Here is a 19,751-nt window from a genome sequence, read left to right on the forward strand (position 1 = left end):
TGCCGGGTGGGATCAGTAGCGGTACTGGTCGGACTTGTACGGGCCCTTCACGTCGACGCCGAGGTAGGCGGCCTGCGAGTCGGTGAGCGTCGTCAGCTTCACGCCGAGCGAGGCGAGGTGCAGGCGAGCCACCTCCTCGTCGAGGTGCTTGGGCAGCACGTAGACGCCGACCGGGTACTCCTCGGGCTTGGTGAAGATCTCGATCTGCGCGAGCACCTGGTTGGTGAACGAGTTCGACATCACGAACGACGGGTGGCCGGTCGCGTTGCCGAGGTTCATCAGGCGTCCCTCGGAGAGCACGATGATCGCGTTGCCCGAGGGGAAGGTCCACACGTCGACCTGCGGCTTGACGTTCTTGCGGACCACACCGTCGTACGACTCCAGGCCGGCCATGTCGATCTCGTTGTCGAAGTGGCCGATGTTGCCGAGGATCGCGTTGTGCTTCATCTGCGTCATCTGCTCGACGGTGACGACGTCCTTGTTGCCGGTGGCGGTGATGATGATGTCCGCCTCGCCGAGCACGTCGTCGAGCGTGGAGACCTGGTAGCCGTCCATGGCCGCCTGCAGCGCGCAGATCGGGTCGATCTCGGTGACGATGACCCGGGCGCCCTGGCCGCGCAGCGACTCGGCGCAGCCCTTGCCGACGTCGCCGTAGCCGCAGACGACGGCGACCTTGCCGCCGATGAGCACGTCGGTGGCCCGGTTGATGCCGTCGATCAGCGAGTGGCGGCAGCCGTACTTGTTGTCGAACTTCGACTTGGTGACCGAGTCGTTGACGTTGATGGCGGGGAAGAGGAGCGACCCCTCCTTCATCATGTCGTAGAGACGCAGCACACCGGTGGTGGTCTCCTCGGTGACGCCCTTGAGCTCGCCGGCGATGCTCGTCCAGCGGTCCTGGCTCTCGGCGAGCGAGGCGTTGAGGACGTCGAAGATGATCTTCTGCTCGTGGCTGGCAGCGGTGGCCGGGTCCGGCGCGACGCCGGTCTTCTCGGCCTCGACACCGAGGTGGACCAACAGGGTCGCGTCGCCGCCGTCGTCCAGGATCATGTTCGCGAACGAGTCACCGGGCCACTGCAGGATCTGCTGGGTGCACCACCAGTACTCCTCGAGGCTCTCGCCCTTCCAGGCGAAGACCGGCACACCCTGCAGGTCGTCGGGCGTACCGTTCGGGCCGACGACGACCGCGGCCGCGGCGTGGTCCTGGGTGGAGAAGATGTTGCAGGACGCCCAGCGCACCTCGGCGCCGAGAGCCACCAAGGTCTCGATCAGCACCGCGGTCTGGATCGTCATGTGCAGCGAGCCCGCGATGCGGGCGCCTGCCAGCGGCTTGCTCGCGCCGTAGCGCTCGCGCATGGCCATCAGGCCGGGCATCTCGTGCTCGGCGAGCGCGATCTCCGTACGGCCGTAGTCGGCCAGGCTGAGGTCGGCGACCTTGTAGTCCATCAATTGTCTCCTTGAGAGTGTGGAGCTCGCGTCTGCGTCATGCGTCTGCACGTCGTCGGGATCTCCCACGCGGACCCGGCCAGCGTAAGACGCCTGTGGTTGGTTGTGGGAATCCTCGGGCCCGGCCGTCGGGACCGCCGCGGGCCTCGGTCAGCCGTGGGACTTGCGCGGTACGAGATGCACGAGCGTGACCGCGACGGCACCGACGACGACACCGACGACGGCCGAGGCCGCCGTGTTGACCAGCCACCCGAGGAGGGAGCCGATGCTCGCAACCGCGTCGTGCACGCCCGCCTCGAGGTGGTGCACCAGGTCGTAGGGCGCGTGCCACCCGAGGTCGTCCAGGCCGACGAGCCAGATGTGCCCGCCCACCCAGAGCATGGCGACGGTGCCGACGGCGGCGATCACGGCCAGCACCTTGGGCATCGCGTTGACCAGGCCCAGGCCGAACCTCTTGGCCGAGGCCGAGTCTCGCTGGCTGAGGCTGAGGCCGACATCGTCCATCTTCACGATCAGTCCGACCACGCCGTAGACCAGCAGGGTGATGCCGACGGCGACCACGGCCAGGATGATGGCTCGCGAGAAGAACGACTCGTCGATCACCTCGTTGAGGGAGATCACCATGATCTCCGCCGAGAGAATGAAGTCGGTGCGGATCGCCCCCGAGACCAGGTGCTTCTCGGCCTCGGGACCCTGCTGGGTCGCCATCGGGACCTCGCCCGGGCCGTGCCCGCTGACCTTCTCCCAGATCTTCTCGGCGCCCTCGTAGCAGAGGTAGGTGCCACCGAGCATCAGGATCGGGGTGAGCAGCCACGGCAGGAACTGGCTGAGCAGCAGCGCCGCGGGAAGGATGACCAGCAGCTTGTTGCGCAGCGACCCGACGGCGATCTTCCTGATGATGGGGAGCTCGCGCTCGGCGGCAACGCCGTGCACGTACTGGGGCGTCACCGCGGTGTCGTCGATGACCACCCCGGCGGCCTTCAGACTCGCCCGACTTGCCGCCGCACCCACGTCGTCGACCGAAGCGGCTGCCAGTCGGGCCAACGCCGCCACATCGTCGAAGAGCGCGAACAGTCCACCAGCCATGACGCGAAGAGTAACCGCACCCGTCTCAGCCGAGCCGGACCGGCTCTCCGCTCGCACGTCGGGTGCCGACCCCGTCGTCGTCCCCGTCCCCGTCCTCGCCCTCGCCCTTGCTCCCGTCCTTGTCCTCGTCCTCGTCGTCCGGGGCCAGGGTCGCCTTGACCTTCCGCTCGGCGGTCCCTACGGGGTCGACGGCAGCGTTGAGCCGGCGAGCGACCGGGGTGAGCGCCAGCCCCAGGGCCAGCAGCACGGCCAGGAGCGAGGTCAGCACGAAGGAGACGATCGCGTGGTCGTCGGCCCAGTCGGAGTAGCCGGCGTACGCGGCGCCCTTGATGGCGAAGCCGTGGAAGAGGTAGACGACCAGCGTCCAGGCGCCCATCCGGGTGAACCACCCGTGCACGCGCGGCACCAGGGACAGGAAGGAGAACGCCCCGAGGGTGCCCATCGTCAGCATCGCGGTGCGGATGCCGATGGCCTCGAGATCCGAGGAGCCCATCTGGCCGTAGGTGGAGCGGTAGTACAGCCATTCGGTGCTGGCCCACGAGTCGATCGACAGCGAGACGACCGCGAGCGCGACGAGGATGGCGACGCCGGCCTGCTTCACCCTGCGCTGACGCAGGAGGGCCAGGCGCTCGGGGGTCGCCTTCAGGCCCATCACGAAGAACGGCAGCAGCCCCATGATCCGGGCGACGTCGAAGGTGTCCCCGGCCCAGAGGCCGGCGGCGAGGCTGAGCCCGATCGCGACCACGACTGCGCCGGGCAGCGGTCGGAAGATCGGCGTCAACAGCCGCCAGAAGAAGAGGGCGGAGAGGTACCACATCGGCCAGTGCGGGTCGGTGAACAGATCCTCGAGCTCCTCCCCTCCGACCTTGACCCGGAAGATCGCGAGGGCCGCCTCGAAGACGACGTACGGCACGGCCACCGTCTTCACCAGCGCCCACAGCCGTTGCGGCGTCCAGTGGAAGCGCTGGGACAGGTAGCCGGTGACGAACACGAACGCCGGCACGTGCCAGGCGTACAGGAAGTCGTAGAGGTGGGTGTTCAGCCGGGTGTCGGGCAGCAGGGTCCACGCGTGGCCCACGACCACGAGCGTGACCAGCGCCATCTTGGCGTTGTCGAACCAGGGGTCCCGAGAGGGTGTTGGAGCAGGCACTCGGGGACGTTACCCGCGCCTGCGCCGGATCAATCCTCGACCAGACCCATCCGCAGGTACTCCGCGGCGTAGGTGCCCTGGAGCAGGAGCGAGGCGTACCGGGCCACCTCGGTGGGCGCGTCCGTGGTCACCGTCTCCACCCGCACCGACCGCTGCGAGGCAGCCGCCAGCAGGCGCCCGCGCTGCTCGCGCACCACGGCCTCCTCCGCGCCGTCATCGAGCACGACCAGCATCGGGCGCAGCTCGGCAGGTCCCTCGGCGAAGGGGTCGTCGAAGACGTTGTGCTGACGGGCGGCCTCGATCACGGGCAGCAGGTGCTCGGCGTCACCTGCCAGGGCGGTGCGTCCGCTGGCCCGTCGGATCGACTCGGCGACCCGGCGGGCGGCCCGGGCGGCCAGCACCGAGCCACCCCACACCAGCGGGTTGCTGTCGGCGAGCGAGATCGCCAGCATCTTCGCCGGGTTGGTCGCCAGGTCGGTGTGCGGAGAGCATCGCATCGCGACCGTGTCGAGGGCCGTGGCCACTCCCTCGGCATCGGCGCGCGGACCGAGCTGGACCCGGTCGAGGTAGTCGAGCATCACGACCGCGGTGGCCAGCTGGTCACGGGTGACGGTGGGCAGCACGGTCGACCAGCGACCGGCGGCGTGGTCGGCGACCAGGGAGTCGGGCGGGCAGGCCACGACGACCTGGCAGCCCCGGCGCACGGCCTCGGAGACGGCCGAGGCGGTGCCCGCGTCGGAGCCGTCCGGGGCGAGCACGACCACCAGGTCCAGGCTGCCGGCCCAGCCGGGCAGCGCCGGGGCCGGCCACGCCACGAACGGCACCGGGCACCAGGGCTCGAGCACCGCGCGGAGCAGGCGGGAGTCCGGCCCGGCGGCGATCACGGCACGGGGACGTCCGCTGTCCTGGCTACGGGTCACGGCCTCGGTGGCCGCCTCGGCGGCATCGTTCGCCTCGCGGCGGACCCGGGCCCCGGACTGCGCGAGCTCGCGCAGGACCGGGTCGGCCTGTGCCAGCGCGGTCTCGTCATCGAGTCGGGACTCGTCGAACCAGCTCGCCATGGTGTGTCCTCAGTTCGGTGTGCGGGCCTCGTCGACCAGCAGGACGGGGATGTCGTCGCGGACCGGGTAGGCGAGCCCGCACCCGGTGCAGACGAGCTCGTCCTCGGTGGGCTGGAGCCCCGCTCGGCACTGGGGGCAGACGATGATCGCCAACAGGGCCGGGTCGAGGGTGAAGTTCGAGCTCATCGGTCGCTCCTGATCATGGAAAGGACGCTGTCGCGGACCTCGACCATGGTGGCCTGGTCCCTGCCCTCGGCGTTGAGCCGCAGCAGCGGCTCGGTGTTCGAGGGGCGCACGTTGAACCACCAGTCCGGATGGGTGACGGTCAGCCCGTCCAGCCGGTCCAGCTCGACGTCGGGCCGACCGGCCCAGGCGCGCTCGATCCGGTCGGTGGCCGCCGCCTGGTCGGTGACGGTGGAGTTGATCTCGCCGCTGACGACGTAGCGCTCGTAGTCGCCGAGCAGCTCCGACAACGGCCGGTCGGTCTCGGCGAGCGCCGCCAGTGCGTGCAGCGCGGCGAGCATGCCGGAGTCGGCCCGCCAGAAGTCGCGGAAGTAGAAGTGCCCGCTGTGCTCGCCACCGAAGACGGCGTCGGTCTCGGCCATCGTGGCCTTGATGTAGGAGTGACCGACCCGGGTCCGCACCGGCTTGCCGCCCAGCTCGGTCACCATCTCGGGCACGGCCCGGCTGGTGATCAGGTTGTGGATGATCGTGGCGCCCGGCTCCTTGGCCAGCTCCCGGGCGGCGATCAGGGCAGTCAGGGTGGAGGGCGAGACGGCGCGTCCGGTCTCGTCGACCAGGAAGCAGCGGTCGGCGTCGCCGTCGAAGGCCAGGCCGATGTCGGCCCCCTCGGCCAGCACCCGCTTCTGCAGGTCGACCAGGTTCTCCGGCTCGATCGGGTTGGCCTCGTGGTTCGGGAAGTCGCCGTCGAGCTCGAAGTACATCGGCACGATCTCGAGCCGGCCCTCGCCGACCCGTCCGAAGACGGCGGGCGCGGTGTAGCCGGCCATCCCGTTGCCGGCGTCGACGACCACCTTCAGCCGACGACCCCGCACCGGCGCCAGCGAGACCAGGTGGGCGGCGTAGGCCTCGAGCACGTCGTGGTGGCTGATGGCACCGGGGCGCACCGGCGGCGGCGTACGACGAGCCGCAACCGCGTCGCGGATCTCCCCCAACCCGGTCTCCATGCCGATCGGCTGGGCACCGGCGCGGCACATCTTGATGCCGTTGTACTGGGCGGGGTTGTGGCTCGCGGTGAACATCACGCCGGGGTGCCCCAGGTGTCCGGAGGCGAAGTAGAGCTGGTCGGTGGAGGCGAGCCCGACCATGATCACGTCGGCGCCGGCTGCGCTCGCGCCGTCGGCGAAGGCGCCGGCCATCCCCGGGGAGCTGGCGCGCATGTCGTGACCCACCACGACGGTCCTGGCGCCGACGACCTCGACGTAGGCCGTGCCGGTGGCTCGGGCGAGCTCCTCGTCGATCTGCTCGGGCACCAGACCGCGGACGTCGTACGCCTTGAAGATCGCGTCGAGATTCGAGGGGTCCAACGTGTCAGCCATGCCGAGAGCCTAACCGTGCGCGCCGGTGCTGCGGATCACAGGCTCAGTCGGTCGTGAGCATCCGCAGGTGCCCGCGCCGACCGACCTCGCGACCGGTCTCCTCGGCGGGCGCGAGACGCGGTACGGGGGCGGGGCGTGCCGCTTCGCGGACCGCATCGGCCAGGGCCAGCAGGTCGTCGCCGGTCGGGCCGGGCTCCTTGAGGTCGGAGGCGAGCCGGAGCACCTCCCAGCCCCGGGGGGCCGAGAGTCGCTCGCTGTGCGCGACGCAGAGGTCGTAGGCGTGCGGCTCGGCGTAGGTCGCGAGCGGCCCGAGCACGGCGGTCTGGTCGGCGTAGACGTAGGTGAGGGTGTTGACCGCGGCGTGACCGCAAGCGGTGCGGGAACAACGACGGACAGGGCTCACGGGCCAGACGGTACCCGCCCCCGCGACCGGCTCCGATTAGGCTCGCGGCGTGGATGACGCGACCTCGACTCCGGGCGGCCTCCCGGACCCGTCCGGACGCCGGTCCGGTCCGCGCGTCCGCGACCGCCGGGGCCGCGGCATGCGGGGCCCGGGGGTCTTCCCGCGGGTGCCCGGACGTCCGGAGCTGCGCACCGCCCGCGAGCGCTTCGACCAGCTGGCGTTGGGGATCGTCACCGAGATCGACAGCCGCTGGCAGGACCGCCTCGGCCTGGTGGAGTACGCCGTGGAGGACGCCCCGCAGATCCCGGACGACTGGGACTCCCAGACCGTGCCGCTCGCCTCGCTGGTGCGGGGCAGCGGCGCGACGCCCAGCCGGCTGGTGATCTTCCGACGCCCGATCGAGCACCGCTGCGAGAGCCGGGCCGATCTCGAGGCGATGGTGCTCACCGTGGTGGTCGAGCAGGTGGCCGAGCTGCTCGGCATCGACGCCGCGGAGGTCGACCCCCGCTACGACAGCGACGGTTAGGGCAGGCCGGGAGCGACGTCGGCGACCAGCCCGTTGCGGACCTGTTCGACCATCGGCGCCACCGCGACCCCCCGACCGGCGACCAGGACCGAGGCGACGACGCTCGAGCGTTCGACCTCGACGGTGACGATCACGGCCCCCTCGGGCAGCGAGACATCGGCACCGCGGCCGGGCTGCAGCTCGGTCCGCTGCCGGGTCAGGCGCTTGCCGGAGGCCGACCACGCCGTCACCGTGACCACCCCGACCGCGTCGGCCCCGGCGAGCAGCAGCCGCTTGTCGCCCTCCGGGACGAGCACCGTCGCGGACTCCGTGACCGTCGGCCCCGCCACGGCGTGGCTCAGGTCGCCCCCGGTCAGGGAGCGCACGGTCGCGGTCACCGGGGACGTGGCGTCGACCTGCAGCCCCAGCGCGCCCTCGCGGAGGACGGCGAGCAGCTCGCCGGTCAGCTTGACCCGCTTGACGCTGCCCGGGGGGACCCGGATCTCCCGGGTGCCCTGGGGGGTGAAGACCGACTCCTCGTCGATCACCCGCAACGAGGCCCGGGCCTCGTCCTCGCCGGGGTTGGTGAGGACGAGCATCCGCTGACCGGAGCCGGCGGGCAGGCCCAGCAGCGTGTTAGCGGTGCTGGGCTCCCCCTGGCCGGGCAGCCACTCCGCGGTCGTCGGTCCGGCGCCCAGGGCGTCGTACCGGTCCAGGACCGAGGCGGCGATCCGACCGCGGGCGGTGACGACGCGCAGCGCGAGCTCCCCGCGACGCGGCACCACCGCGGCCAGGTCGAGCCGGACGCTGCTGCGACCCGGCACGGCCACCCCGCGCAGCTGGGGCACGTCGAGCACCCCGCCTCCGCCGTACGTCGTCACGTCGGCCAGGGCGGGCCCGGCGTCGGGGTTGACCAGTTCGAGCACGGACGAGTGCCGGGCACCGGCGCCGACCCCGGTGAACCACACCTCCGGTGCGCTGGGGCGGCAGGCGGCGTGCGCGAGCGGGCGTTCGGCGAACCGGGCGCCGACCAGGTGCGGGGCCAGGGCGTCCTCGGCCGCCACGACCAGCGGACCGGCTCCGCCGTCGACCACGCTCGCTCGACGCGGCCGGACCGGGGAACGACCGGACCCGGTCTCCGAGCGGAGACGGGCCGTGCCTCGGGTGCCCTGACCGGTGCTGGACAGCCGCACCTCGCCGGCCGCCCCGTCCGCGGCGCCCGGGCACACCAGGAGGACGCGGGACAGGGGGGTGAGCTCGGGAGGACGAGCGGGCCGTTCGTCGGCGGCCGGACGGACCAGCAGCAGGGCCGCGATGGTCAGCAGCGGCAGCAGCACCGCGAGGACCGTGGTGGTGTCCAGCGCCGGCCCACCGCTCGAGGACCGGCGTCCGGGCGTGGGGGTGCTCAAGGTCGCGACCTCCTGCGGTTGGTGGTCGGGGCGCACAGCACCGCGACGACGACCAGCGCGATCCCCTGCACCACGAGCAGGACGACCCGCAGTGGCGAGCCGGGACCGTCGAGCGCCTCGGGGTCGGGAGCGGTCGCCACCTGCCACGCGCGGGTGGAGCGGTTCTCGGCGCTGGCCTGCACGAGCCCGCCGGTGGCGTCCAGCGCGGCCGCGACGTCACCGTCGGCGGGGGCGGGCAGGACGACGTACTCGATGCCCCGGTCGGCCAGCTCCTCGACGACCGCGGGCGTCGGCCGGGAGGTCAGGGTGCGGACGTCGCGGGTGAGGGCGTCGTCCGCCGGGGTCAGGGCGAGCACCTCGTCCTCGCCCAGGGTGACCCCGTCACCACGGCGCACCGTGTACGTCAGCCCCGACTCCACGTCCCCGCGGATCACCAGGATCCCGTGCTCGGGACCGAGCATCGAGCTCTGCACCATGTACGCCGGGATGTCCGCCCGGCCACCGGTACCGAGGGCGTGGTCGTCACCCGCGACGAACCAGCCGAGTCCGACCGCCGGGACCGCCACCGCCACGGCTGCCACGAGCCCCAGCGCACCGCGCAGCGCCAGGGTGCGCAGCCAGGTGACGCGCGCCAGGATGCCCTGGGTGCCGATCATCGCCGCGACCACGAACGCGCCCTGCAGGACGACCAGGAGGAAGCCGAGCCCGGGGACCACGGGACCGGCGGGCAGGTCCAGCGTGATCGTGGCCAGCACCGCCGCCGTCCCGGCGGCCACCACGGCCACGATCCAGCAGACCAGGACCGGGATCCGCGTGAGTCGAGGCGCAAGCGCGAGCACGGCCAGTCCGAGCAGGACGAAGCCGACCGCGACCGGGGCGCCCAGGCCCGCGAGGCGCCCGGCCAGCAGTCCGGTCGCGTCCGTGGCGGGGCTCGGCAGGGCTCCGGACTCCAGCAGCAGCCCGGCACCGGCGTCGGCGAGCAGGGCCGGCCACCACCAGGGCACGAGCAGGACCGGGACCGCGAGCAGGGCCGTGGCGGGCGGGCCCCAGACCGAACGGTCGCGGACCGCGCCGGGAACGATCGCGAAGGCCGCGGCGACGACCACCAGGCCCAGCCCCAGGGCGAAGAACCACGCCACCGGCGTGAAGGCGGTGACCAGGGCGAGCAGCAGGGTCGAGCGCCAGGCTGCTCGCCAGCGCCGGTCCGGGTCGGGGTCCGCGAAGCCCAGCGCCGCATGGGCGAACCAGGGAAGCAGCACGGCCGCGGCCACGACCCCGAAGCGCCCGGCTCCCCAGGCGCCGCTGACGACCGGCACCAGCGCGTAGGTCGTCGCACTCCCCAGCAGCAGCCAGCGCGGCGCCCCCGACGGCGAGACCAGGCGACCGACCACGCGCAGGAAGCGCCAGGCACCCCAGAGCCCGAGCGGCACGGCCAGCACGAACAGCACCGTCAACGCGGCCGAGGTGCTGCCCCCGAGCAGCGTCCCGAGCAGGGCCAGCGCCAGCACGTACGGCGGTGCGGGAACGGCCGTCCCCATGCCCAGCGCGTGCCAGGACTCCAGGTGCAGGCGCCACCAGTCCCCTGCGTCCTCCGGCAACGGGGAGATCCCGCCCCCGACGACACCGCCGAACGCCGTCCGGGCTCCCACCAGCGCGAGCACCAGGACCAGCGCGAGACCGATCGCGACCGGGCTGGTCAGGAACCGGGCCACCAGCCCCGAGTCCTCCTCGAGGGCGTCGTCGTCGCCGACCGGGCGTACGACGGGTGCCGCGACGCCGGGCTGTTCGGCGGCCGCAGCGCGTCGTCGCTCGGCGACGTCCTGCGCCTGGTTCGTGGCGGCTGCGACCAGGTCGCCCAGGAAGTCCAGGCCGTGCCGGTAGGGCAACCAGGCGGGGGCGAGCAGATGTTTCACCTGCTGGGCGTCCACCACCTGCTCACCCTGCCGGCGGCGGCGGGCGGCCACGAGCTCACGGGGCCGGGAGTAGAGCGAGACGACGGCCGCGAGCTCGTCGAGCGCCTCGCCGACCGAGCGGACCAGCAGGAAGCCGACCATGCGAAGCAGGGAGCCGAGCCCGAGCCGCACGAGCTGGAAGGGCAGCGACCGGACCCCGGAGTTGACCAGCAGCGTGTAGAGGGCGGCCCGGCGCTCCTGGTAGTGCGTGTGCCGGCCCGTCAACGACGTACGCCGGACGCCCCGGTGGGCGGCCTCGGCATGGAAGACGACCGCCTCGGGGACGATCAGGGTGGTGTGGCCGGCGGCGGCGGCGCGCCAGCCGAAGTCGAGGTCGTTGCCGAAGATGGGGAGCTGGGGGTCGAAGCCGCCGAGCGACTGCAGCACCCGGCGACGGACCAGCATCCCGGCGGTGTTCACCGCCAGCACGGCCCGGATCTCGTCGTGCTGGCCCTGGTCGTACTCCCCGCGCTCCAGACCGGTCTCGCGGCGGCCGGTGCCGGTGATGGTGACCCCGAGCTCGAGCAGGCGCCGCAGCGAGGGCCACTCACGCAGCTTGGGGCCGAGGGTGTCGGCCTCGGGGTGGTCGGCGGCCGCGTCGAGCAGCGCCGCCAGGGCGCCCGGGTCGGGGTTGGAGTCGTCGTGCAGCAGCCAGATCCACTCCGGATCGAGGCCGTCGGCGCTCAACTGGTCGAGACCAGCGGCGACGGCTGCGGGGTAGGAGGTGAGACCGGGGAGGCGGGTGACGGAGCCGAAGGCGTCCTCGAGCAGCTGGGCGCTGGCGTCCTTGCTGCCGGTGTCGATGGCGACCACGTGGTCGACCGCGGCGTGCTGGGCACGGAGGCCCTCGATCACGGCGGGGAGCCAACGCTCTCCGTCATGACTGACCACGAGCGCGGCGACCGATGCATGCACGATCGAGAACCCTAACGGCCCTCGGGCGCGCTGCGGGCGTCGCGGGCGTCCTCGCCGTGGTGCGCGGGGCAGCGCGCGTGCGCCCCGTCAGCTCGACGGGGCGCGCCCGCTCAGACTGCGCGCTTCTTGAGCTTGCGACGCTCCCGCTCGGAGAGACCGCCCCAGATTCCGAAGCGTTCGTCGTTCATCAAGGCGGATTCGAGGCATTCGTCACGCACCTCGCAGGTCAGGCAGACCTTCTTGGCCTCCCTGGTAGATCCTCCCTTTTCGGGGAAGAACGCTTCAGGATCGGTCTGCGCACAGAGCGCCCGATCCTGCCAACCCGCTTCCTCGGCGTCCCCGTCGAGGAGAAAGAGTTCTCTCACGGCACTCGCCCTTTCGACCCGGTCCTGCATCAGTCACACCTGGGGCCCTTCGCGAGAACCGCTCCCTACTGGAAGAAGTGGGAAGCAAACGCGAAGAACACTGTGGGAATTACATGCCTGTCGTACCCCTGAAGTCAAGCGGCTGTCTGGTATGAGAAGCAACCACCCGTTCGTGCTATTGCTCCGGTGCGAGAGGGTAACGGCATGCAGAACATCACGGTCCTGTCCGGCGGCATGGGCGGGGCCCGCTTCCTCCAGGGTCTCCTCCACGGCATCTCCCACGGGTCCCTGCCCGGCGTCCGGGACGACGCCCGGGTGACGGTCGTGGCCAACACTGCGGACGACCTGTGGGTGCACGGCCTGAAGGTGTGCCCGGACCTCGACACGGTGATGTACACGCTGGGCCACGGCATCGACCTCGAGCGGGGCTGGGGTCGCCGCGACGAGACCTGGAGTGTGAAGACCGAGCTGGCGGCGTACGGCGTGGAGCCCACCTGGTTCGGTCTTGGCGACCGCGACGTCGCCACCCACCTCGTCCGGACCCAGATGCTGGATGCGGGCTACCCGCTCTCCGACGTCACCGAGGCGCTGTGCCGTCGCTGGCAGCCGGGGGTCCGGCTGCTCCCGATGACCGACGACCGGGTCGAGACCCACGTCGTCATCGCCGACGACGAGAGCCCGAGCGGCCGCCGCGTGGTCCACTTCCAGGAGTACTGGGTGCGTCTGCGGGCCGCGGTGCCGGCCGAGAGCGTGGTCGTGGTCGGGCTCGAGGACGCCGCCCCCGGCCCCGGTGTGATCGACGCGATCACCGACGCCGACCTGGTCGTGCTGCCGCCCTCCAACCCGGTCGTCTCCCTCGGCACGATCCTGGGGGTCCCCCGCGTCCGTGAGGCGCTCGTGGCCACGAAGGCGCCCGTGGTCGGTCTCTCCCCCATCGTCGGCGGCACCCACGTGCGCGGAATGGCCCATCAGATGTTGAGCGCCGTCGGCGTCGAGGTCAGCGCCTCGGGCGTGGGCCTGCACTACGGCTCGCGCACCAGCGACGGGCTCCTCGACGGCTGGCTGGTCGACGAGAGCGACGCGCAGCTGGTCGAGCAGGTCGAGGCCGCCGGACTGCCCTGCCGCGCCGTACCGCTGATGATGACCGACCCGGAGGCGACGGCCGCGATGGCGGCAGCCGCCATCGCGCTGGTCACGAGTCGATGAGCGCCGGTCGATGAGCTCCGGCGAGCTTCGGGTCGTCGCCCCCGCCGGGACACCGGAGGTGCGGCCGGGCGACGACCTCGCCGAGCTGCTGCTCGGCCTGGTCGAGCTGCAGGACGGCGATGTCGTGGTGGTCACCAGCAAGGTGGTGAGCAAGTCCGAGGGCCGGCTGCGCGCCGGCAGTCGCGAGGAGTCGCTCGCCGACGAGACCGTCCGCGTCGTCGCCCGTCGCGGCCCCACCACCATCGTCCGCACGCGGCACGGGCTGACCATGGCCGCCGCCGGGATCGACGCCTCCAACGTGGCCGTCGGCACGATCGTCCTGCTGCCGCTGGACCCGGACGACTCGGCCCGTCGGCTGCGGGCCGCGCTGCGCGAGCGGACCGGACGCACCGTGGCAGTCGTGGTGACCGACACCGCCGGTCGCGCCTGGCGGGAGGGCCAGACCGACATCGCGGTCGGGGCGGCGGGCCTGCGGGTCCTGGAGTCGTTCGAGGGCCGTACGGACGCGCACGGCAACCCGCTGGCGGTGACCGCGCCCGCGGTGGCCGACGAGATCGCCTCGATGGCCGAGCTCGCCCAGGGGAAGCTGGGCGGCCGTCCGTTCGCCGTCGTCCGGGGTCGCGCCGACCTGGTGCTGGCACCCGACGACGACGGCACCGGCGCTCGGGCGCTGGTCCGCGCCGAGGGTGCCGACCTGTTCGGCTACGGGGCCCGCGAAGCGGTCGTCCGGGCACTGGCCGGCCACGCCGCGGACCGGGCACCCTTCGGCGCCCCCGTGGACGCCGAGGAGCTGGTCGCCCTGCTCACCGGCCCGCTGGCCGGTCTGGTCCACGAGGTCGCCGACGAGGACGGGGAGGTCGTCGTCCGCCCGATCGCGGGGGCGGAGCAGAGCGTGCGGGCACTCGCGTTCGCCCACGGCTGGCAGGAGGCCGACCCCGGGACGGTCGCGGATTCCTCCGCCTGCCTCCGTCTGGTACCGGCGACTCCGTAGACTCTGGAGCGACACACCGCTGCATCCCCTTTTCGACCACTCGAGGAACGCACCCGTGGCCAAGAAGCCCGCCAAGACCGAACGCCAAGCCGTCATCGACCAGATCCGCAAGGAGCAGAAGGGCGGTGAGCGTCGGCGCGGGATGATGATCGTCGGCGTCTGCGTCCTGATCGCGGTGCTGATCCTCGCGTTCCCGATCTACAGCGTGGTCAAGGACAAGCTCGACCTGCGGCAGTACGACAAGACCGACCTCGCCGAGATCGGCGCCGCGGCCAGCGTCTGCCAGGAGGTCGAGACGAAGCCGGCCAACGGCACCCAGGACCACGTCCCGCCGGGCACGCCGCTGAACTACCCCGAGGCCCCGCCGGCCTTCGGCCAGCACTACGACATGCCCGACGCCATGGCGCGCAAGTTCTACACCGCCAAGGACCGACCCGAGCTCGGCACGCTCGTGCACAACCTGGAGCACGGCTACACGATCCTCTGGTACGACGAGACCATCGCCGACGACGCCGAGCAGATGAAGGTGATCCGCGGCATCGCCTCGAAGTTCGAGGGCACCAGCAACTTCCGCTTCAAGTTCAAGGCCGTTCCGTGGACCTCCGAGGACAGCGACTCGGCAGAGTTCCCGGAGGGCCAGCACATCGCCTACACGCACTGGTCCGCGGGCGGTTCGGGCAACACCGACCCGACCAAGCAGGTCGGCGTGTGGCAGTACTGCTCCGAGCCGAGCGGCGAGGCCCTCGACGGCTTCATGCGCGAATACCCCTACACCGACTCGCCCGAGCCGGGGGCGATGTAGCCCCGACTACGTCAGGTCGCGGTGGCCCGACTCCTGGAGTCCGGTCACCACGGCCTTGACCTGCTGCGCATGGGCCCGCGTGGTCACCAGCAGCGCGTCGGGGGTGTCCACGACCACGATGTCGTCGAGGCCGACCACGGCCACGGTGCGCCCGGAGGCAGGGACGACCAGACCCGTGCTGGCGACGGCGCGCACCAACTCCTCGTCGCCCAGCACCGAGAGACCTCCCGCCGACCCGGGGTCGGTCTGCTCCAGCAGCGTGGCGAGCGAGTCGAAGTCCCCGATGTCGTCCCAGGGGAACGACGCCGGCACGACCGCCACCCGTCCGGCGGCGGCGGCCGGCTCCGCGATCGCATGGTCGAGCGCGATCCTCGGCAACGTCCCCCAGAGCTCCGGCAGCCGGTCGAGGTCGCCGGCGAGCTGACGCAGCGCTGCGGCGAACTCCGGGTGCCACTGGGCGAGCAGGTCCAGCAGCACCGTCGGGCGGACCACGAACATGCCGGCGTTCCACCGGAACCGACCGCTGGCGAGGTAGTCCCGGGCGGTCTCCACCGAGGGCTTCTCGACGAACTCCTGGACGGCACAGACCTCCGGCAGGCCCGGCAGCGGCTCCCCCAGGTGGATGTAGCCGAACGCCGGAGAGGGGCTCGTCGGCTCGATGCCGAGCGTGACGAGCCAGTCCTGCCGAGCCGCCTCGACCGCCCGCGTGACGGCCACCTGGAACCGCTCGGGGTCGCTGATCACGTGGTCGGCGGCGAACGAGCCCATCACGGCCTCGGGGTCGCGTCGCTCGAGCAGGGCTGCCGCCAGGCCGATCGCGGCCATGGAGTCGCGCGGCGAGGGCTCCGCCAGCACCGCGCCCCCGGCCAGCTGGGGCAGCTGGGCGGTGACGGCCGCGAGGTGCGCCTGCCCGGTGACGACCAGGAACCGGTCCGCGGCGAGCGGGGTGAGCCGGTCGACGGTCTCCTGCAGCAGGGTCCGGCCACTGCCGGTGAGGTCGTGCAGGAACTTGGGCGAGGACGAGCGCGACAGCGGCCACAGGCGGGTGCCTGCTCCGCCGGCCGGGACCACGGCCCAGAAGTGCGGGATGCCTGACATGGCGGTCAGCCTAGGCCGTGCCCGCTCCGCCGCCCGCGGCTGCCTAGGCTGGCCGGGTGACCACCTTCTCCGCCGTGCTCGCCGGCCTGCTGCGTGCCGACCCCGGCCGTCCGCTCATCACGTTCTACGACCACGCCTCGGGCGAGCGCGTCGAGCTCTCCCGGGTCACCTACGCCAACTGGGTGGCCAAGACGGCCTCGCTGCTCGTCGAGGAGCACGACCTCGAGCGCGGTCAGCGGATCCACGTCGACCTGCCCACCCACTGGCTGGGCCCGGTCTTCCTGGGAGCCGCCTGGACGGTCGGACTCGAGGTGGCCGGCCCCGAGCAGCCCGACGCCGTGGTCTGCGGACCGGACGGCCTCGACACCTGGGCGCCCCGAGCCGCCGACCTGCCGGTGCTGGCCTGCTCGCTGCGACCGATGGGGGTCCGTTTCGCCGCCGAGCTGCCACCGGGGGTGCACGACGTCGGCGTCGACGTCTGGTCGCAGCCGGACGCGTTCACGGCCTGGGACCCGCCCGGCCCCGAGGACCCGGCGCTCACCGGCACCACGCACGGCGAGCTGTGGAGTACGGCCGCCGCCGGGAACCTGCTCTCCGACGGCGGCCGCCTCCTCACGGAGGCGAACCCGGCTTCCCCACCGGGAATCGCCTCGTTCGTGGAGCCGCTCGCACGCGGCGGCTCGCTGGTCCTGGTCTCCCACGCCGACCCGGGGCAGCTCGAGGCGACGTACGCCGCCGAGCGTGCCACGGCTCGCTTCCCGTGAGCGTGGGGAGCCAGCACCCCTGACCGGTCTCAGCCGGCCAAGTCGTATCCCTTCAGTCCCGAGGCCATGTAGCGCGGCTTCGTGAAGCCCTTCGCGGTCGCCTGGAGCAGCCACAGCGTGCCGTTGGAGCGCTTGCGCACCAGCAGGTCCGGCCGGCCGCTCAGGGTGACGTCGCTGACCCCGATCACCCAGTCGTAGCGACGCAGGTTCACGTTGAGCGAACTGGAGCCGATCAGGCCGCCCGGCCCGTTGCCCGGGTACAGCCGGAGCTGGTCGCCGGCGCGGAAGAGCGTGTCCGGCGCTCCGTCGCCGTCCCACCGTCCGACCGCGACCTGGGTGGACGCGGAGACCGAGCCGTACGCCACGTAACTGGGGCGCAGGCCCTCCAGCCCCTTGCCGGGGTAGAGCCGCATCGAGGACCCCCGCGGCTGACCCATCAGGTCCGGCCAGCCGTCCCCGGTCATGTCCCCCACCGCCGCCAGCAGCCCCACGCCGCCGAAGCCCTTGGCCAGCACCTGGGACTTGCCGAAGTGGCCCTGACCGTCGCCGCGCCGCAGGAACAGCGCACCGCTGCGGCCGCTGCGCACGATGATGTCGCCGTGGCCATCCCGGTCCCAGTCACCGGCGTTGAGCAGGGTGTTCGCGTTCTTGACCTGGACGCCGGAGTCGATCGGTCGACCCGTCTCGTAGCCGCCGGTGCTCGGGTAGGTCATCAGCTCGTCGCCACGACGGACCAGGAGGTCGGGGGCGGCGTTGCCGATCAGGTCGACCGCCGTCACGAAGTCGGCGCCGGTGGGCCGCTGCACGGGGCCGAGCCGCCGGTCGAAGGTGCCATCGCCCCGCGAGGGCAGGATGTAGCCGGGCTTGCCCGGGTTGCGCACGAACAGGTCGGCACGGCCGTCGCGGTTGAAGTCACCGAACCCGGTGATCGTGTCGTAGGTGCCGTAGTTGCCGGGGATCTGGACGGGCTGCCCGAGCCGGCGCGAACCGGTGCCAGGGATCAGCCAGAGCCGACCGGAGCCGTCCCGGGCGACCAGGTCGTCCTTGCCGTCCCCGTTCAGGTCGCCGGTGGCCGTGAGCAGGTCGTAGCTGCTCCAGTCGCCGGGCAGGTGGCGCTTGACGAAGCCGCCCTTGCCGCCGCCGATGTAGAGGTCGGGCTTGCCGGACGCCGTACGACGGGCGACGAAGTCGATGTTGCCGTTGCCGGTCAGGTCGCCGGCCGCGGTGACCAGGTCGTGGTTGGCGAACTTGTCGCTCTTCTTGATCGGCTCCCCGACTCCGCCGTTGCCGTTGCCGGGGTAGACCTGGGCGGAGCCGTCGGCCACCTGGACCAGCAGGTCGGAGTGACCGTCGCCGGTGAGGTCGGGTGCGGCCACCACGGTGTCCGAGGCGCGCCAGGGGCCACGCAGGGGCACCGGCAGCTCGAACTGGGTCAGCCCGCCGGTCGGGATCACGAAGACGCGGCCGTCGCCGGCACGTCGTACGACGAGGTCGGGGTGCGGTGAGGCGGCGAGGTCGGACTCGAGCTCCCGACCGGCCCAGCCGCGCTGGGTCTGGGCGGCGATCCGCCGTACCTGGCCCAGCCGGGAGTAGAGGTAGCGCCCCGGGCAGGCGGTCGAGCCGGCGTCGCGGTGACCGTTGATCGCCGGGAAGGTCTTCGAGCCGACCACCTGACGGGGCGAGGAGGCGTCCACCCCGTGCAGCGAGAGCTTCCAGGCGAAGAGGGCCCCGTAGGCCTGCACCATCGCACGGGAGGGCTTCTTCACGTCGTAGTTGCCGATCGCCGACATCGCGAACGCGTAGTCGTTGTAGCCCAGCGTGTGCGCACCGACGACGGGGCGGTCGACCCCTCCGAAGCGGCCCTCCCAGATCCGGCCGAACCGGTCGACGAGGTAGTTGTAGCCGATGTCGCTCCAGCCCTTGGACTGGGTGTGGTACGCGTAGATGCTGCGCAGCAGGGCCGGGACGTCACGGCGCTTGTAGTCGTTCGAGTTCACCGTGTGGTGCATGAATCCGGCGTGCACCTCGAAGTAGCGCAGCGAGCCCTTGTCGCGCAGCCGCTCGTCGGCTCCCCACTGCGCGCGCGAGTAGATGACCGGCTTGGGGGTGAAGACGGACGCCTGCAGGTCGAGGTCCTCCTCGCCGGGCTCCTCGGTTTCGGGCTCGGGGTTCGGCGTCGGCTCGCTGGTGGAGCGGCGGGCGCTGGAGCCGGTGGGCGCCAGTTCGCCGGTGTCGATCGCCGGGGCCTCGACGGCCGTCCGGGGCACCTCACCGGGGGCGATCACGGCGAGCTTCATGTCGGCGGGCAGCGTGCCGCTGGCGGAGACCGCCGCCACCTGGACCTGCTCGACCCTGCCGACCAGCAGTTCCTCGGTGCCGGGGCGGGCCCGACGGCCCTCGCGCGAGTCCGGGTCGGGTCCGTGCTCGTCGTGGTACTCCAGCTCCGTCCAGTCCGTCCACTGCCCCTTGTCCAGGGTGCGCACGCGCACGGTGAGGTCGTCCTCGTCGACGGAGTCGTCGGGAGCCCAGGTGACCCCGACCGTGCCGAAGCCGGAGACCGGCTGCGGCCGACCGACCACGGAGACGCTGCCGGGACGGGCGCCGGGCCGGGTCCGGGCGGCGAGCCCGAGCGCGGCGCTCTTCTGGCCGGTGGGCGCGGTCAGGGAGTGCTCCTCGACCACCGCGTCGCCGACCGCAGCCGCGACCAGCGACTTGCGGCTCGCGGCTCGGGTGTACGCGGCGAGGTCGCCGACGGCCCCGGAGCCGGCTGCGCCGGAGCGCGCCGTGCCGGGCTCACGCTGGACCACGTCGAGGGAGACCACACTGGCCGCCGGCGTGAGGGCGGCCAGAACCACGGCGAGTGCCAGCAGCTGCTGGCAGGCCGTGACGAAACGAGTCTTGCTGGGGGGCATTTGAGTTACTCCAGTGCGGGGGAAGAATCACACGTTGCGCAACTTTCACATGAGTCACACCCGTCACGGAAGCGAAAGTGAGTAACTACAATCGTGTAATTTCCACTCGACACGCCGATGGAAACTCGAT

At 72.2% G+C, this 19,751-nt stretch carries 17 protein-coding genes; 5 read left to right on the plus strand and 12 right to left on the minus strand.

The features are described 5' to 3' along the window. Positions 1-12 precede the first annotated feature (12 nt). From ahcY to ABZE72_RS05975, 7 genes are all read right to left on the minus strand, one after another. The gene (ahcY, locus tag ABZE72_RS05945; RefSeq protein ID WP_372728103.1) at positions 13-1,443 is read right to left on the minus strand and encodes an adenosylhomocysteinase; all 1,431 of its coding nucleotides are present in this window, start codon (positions 1,441-1,443) and stop codon (positions 13-15) included. A 150-nt stretch (positions 1,444-1,593) separates the two neighbouring features. Continuing rightward, positions 1,594-2,529, minus strand: a complete 936-nt coding sequence (locus tag ABZE72_RS05950; protein ID WP_372728104.1) for a DUF808 domain-containing protein — start codon at positions 2,527-2,529, stop codon at positions 1,594-1,596. A gap of 25 nt (positions 2,530-2,554) precedes the next feature. After that, entirely contained in the window at positions 2,555-3,679 is a 1,125-nt protein-coding gene (locus ABZE72_RS05955; protein WP_372728105.1) for an acyltransferase family protein, read from the minus strand. A gap of 29 nt (positions 3,680-3,708) precedes the next feature. Beyond that, on the minus strand, positions 3,709-4,740 hold the full coding sequence (locus tag ABZE72_RS05960) for an SIS domain-containing protein (protein WP_372728106.1): 1,032 nt from the start codon (positions 4,738-4,740) through the stop codon (positions 3,709-3,711). 9 nt (positions 4,741-4,749) lie between these two features. Beyond that, complete coding sequence (locus ABZE72_RS05965) at positions 4,750-4,926, minus strand: Trm112 family protein (RefSeq protein ID WP_372728107.1); 177 nt, start codon at positions 4,924-4,926, stop codon at positions 4,750-4,752. Then, complete coding sequence (locus ABZE72_RS05970; RefSeq protein WP_372728108.1) at positions 4,923-6,299, minus strand: phosphomannomutase/phosphoglucomutase; 1,377 nt, start codon at positions 6,297-6,299, stop codon at positions 4,923-4,925. The genes ABZE72_RS05965 and ABZE72_RS05970 overlap by 4 nt, the downstream gene beginning before the upstream one ends. 43 nt (positions 6,300-6,342) lie before the next feature. Continuing rightward, on the minus strand, positions 6,343-6,702 hold the full coding sequence (locus tag ABZE72_RS05975) for a DUF3499 domain-containing protein (RefSeq protein WP_372728109.1): 360 nt from the start codon (positions 6,700-6,702) through the stop codon (positions 6,343-6,345). A 49-nt stretch (positions 6,703-6,751) separates the two neighbouring features. Here ABZE72_RS05975 and ABZE72_RS05980 point away from each other — a divergent pair, with 49 nt between their 5' ends. Beyond that, positions 6,752-7,228, plus strand: a complete 477-nt coding sequence (locus tag ABZE72_RS05980; protein WP_372728110.1) for a metallopeptidase family protein — start codon at positions 6,752-6,754, stop codon at positions 7,226-7,228. On the opposite strand, the gene ABZE72_RS05985 is transcribed toward ABZE72_RS05980, so the two are convergent. The 3 genes from ABZE72_RS05985 to ABZE72_RS05995 form a co-directional block, all read right to left on the minus strand. After that, positions 7,225-8,616 (minus strand): DUF5719 family protein, encoded by a 1,392-nt coding sequence (locus ABZE72_RS05985; RefSeq protein WP_372728111.1) that lies wholly within the window; start codon positions 8,614-8,616, stop codon positions 7,225-7,227. The two genes, ABZE72_RS05980 and ABZE72_RS05985, sit on opposite strands and share 4 nt — an antisense overlap. Then, positions 8,613-11,483 carry a glycosyltransferase family 2 protein gene (locus ABZE72_RS05990; RefSeq protein ID WP_372728112.1) on the minus strand — a complete coding sequence of 957 codons (2,871 nt, stop codon included), beginning with the start codon at positions 11,481-11,483 and terminating at the stop codon, positions 8,613-8,615. The genes ABZE72_RS05985 and ABZE72_RS05990 overlap by 4 nt, the downstream gene beginning before the upstream one ends. Before the next feature lie 110 nt (positions 11,484-11,593). Further along, a complete protein-coding gene (locus ABZE72_RS05995) occupies positions 11,594-11,878 on the minus strand; it encodes a WhiB family transcriptional regulator (RefSeq protein ID WP_372728113.1) in 285 nt (94 codons plus the stop codon). Between the two features lie 174 nt (positions 11,879-12,052). On the opposite strand from ABZE72_RS05995, the gene cofD reads away from it, so the two are divergent. Genes cofD through ABZE72_RS06010 form a run of 3 tightly spaced genes read left to right on the plus strand, consistent with a single transcriptional unit; the run spans position 12,053 to position 14,847 of the window. Beyond that, positions 12,053-13,054, plus strand: a complete 1,002-nt coding sequence (cofD, locus tag ABZE72_RS06000; protein WP_372728114.1) for a 2-phospho-L-lactate transferase — start codon at positions 12,053-12,055, stop codon at positions 13,052-13,054. A 10-nt stretch (positions 13,055-13,064) separates the two neighbouring features. Continuing rightward, positions 13,065-14,045: a coenzyme F420-0:L-glutamate ligase gene (cofE, locus tag ABZE72_RS06005; RefSeq protein WP_372728115.1), complete on the plus strand. Its 981-nt coding sequence runs from the start codon at positions 13,065-13,067 to the stop codon at positions 14,043-14,045. A 55-nt stretch (positions 14,046-14,100) separates the two neighbouring features. Beyond that, positions 14,101-14,847 carry a DUF3105 domain-containing protein gene (locus ABZE72_RS06010; RefSeq protein ID WP_372728116.1) on the plus strand — a complete coding sequence of 249 codons (747 nt, stop codon included), beginning with the start codon at positions 14,101-14,103 and terminating at the stop codon, positions 14,845-14,847. A gap of 6 nt (positions 14,848-14,853) precedes the next feature. Here ABZE72_RS06010 and ABZE72_RS06015 read toward each other — a convergent pair whose 3' ends face one another. Continuing rightward, complete coding sequence (locus ABZE72_RS06015) at positions 14,854-15,945, minus strand: mannose-1-phosphate guanylyltransferase (protein WP_372728117.1); 1,092 nt, start codon at positions 15,943-15,945, stop codon at positions 14,854-14,856. 56 nt (positions 15,946-16,001) lie between these two features. On the opposite strand from ABZE72_RS06015, the gene ABZE72_RS06020 reads away from it, so the two are divergent. Next, positions 16,002-16,709 carry a TIGR03089 family protein gene (locus tag ABZE72_RS06020; RefSeq protein WP_372728118.1) on the plus strand — a complete coding sequence of 236 codons (708 nt, stop codon included), beginning with the start codon at positions 16,002-16,004 and terminating at the stop codon, positions 16,707-16,709. Positions 16,710-16,738: 29 nt separating this feature from the next. Here the strand turns inward: ABZE72_RS06020 and ABZE72_RS06025 are convergent, their stop codons facing one another. Further along, positions 16,739-19,621 carry an FG-GAP-like repeat-containing protein gene (locus ABZE72_RS06025; protein WP_372728119.1) on the minus strand — a complete coding sequence of 961 codons (2,883 nt, stop codon included), beginning with the start codon at positions 19,619-19,621 and terminating at the stop codon, positions 16,739-16,741. Between the last annotated feature and the right edge of the window lie 130 nt (positions 19,622-19,751).

The sequence above is a fragment of the Nocardioides sp. genome (assembly GCF_041600255.1).
In the GTDB taxonomy this organism is placed as follows: domain Bacteria; phylum Actinomycetota; class Actinomycetes; order Propionibacteriales; family Nocardioidaceae; genus Nocardioides.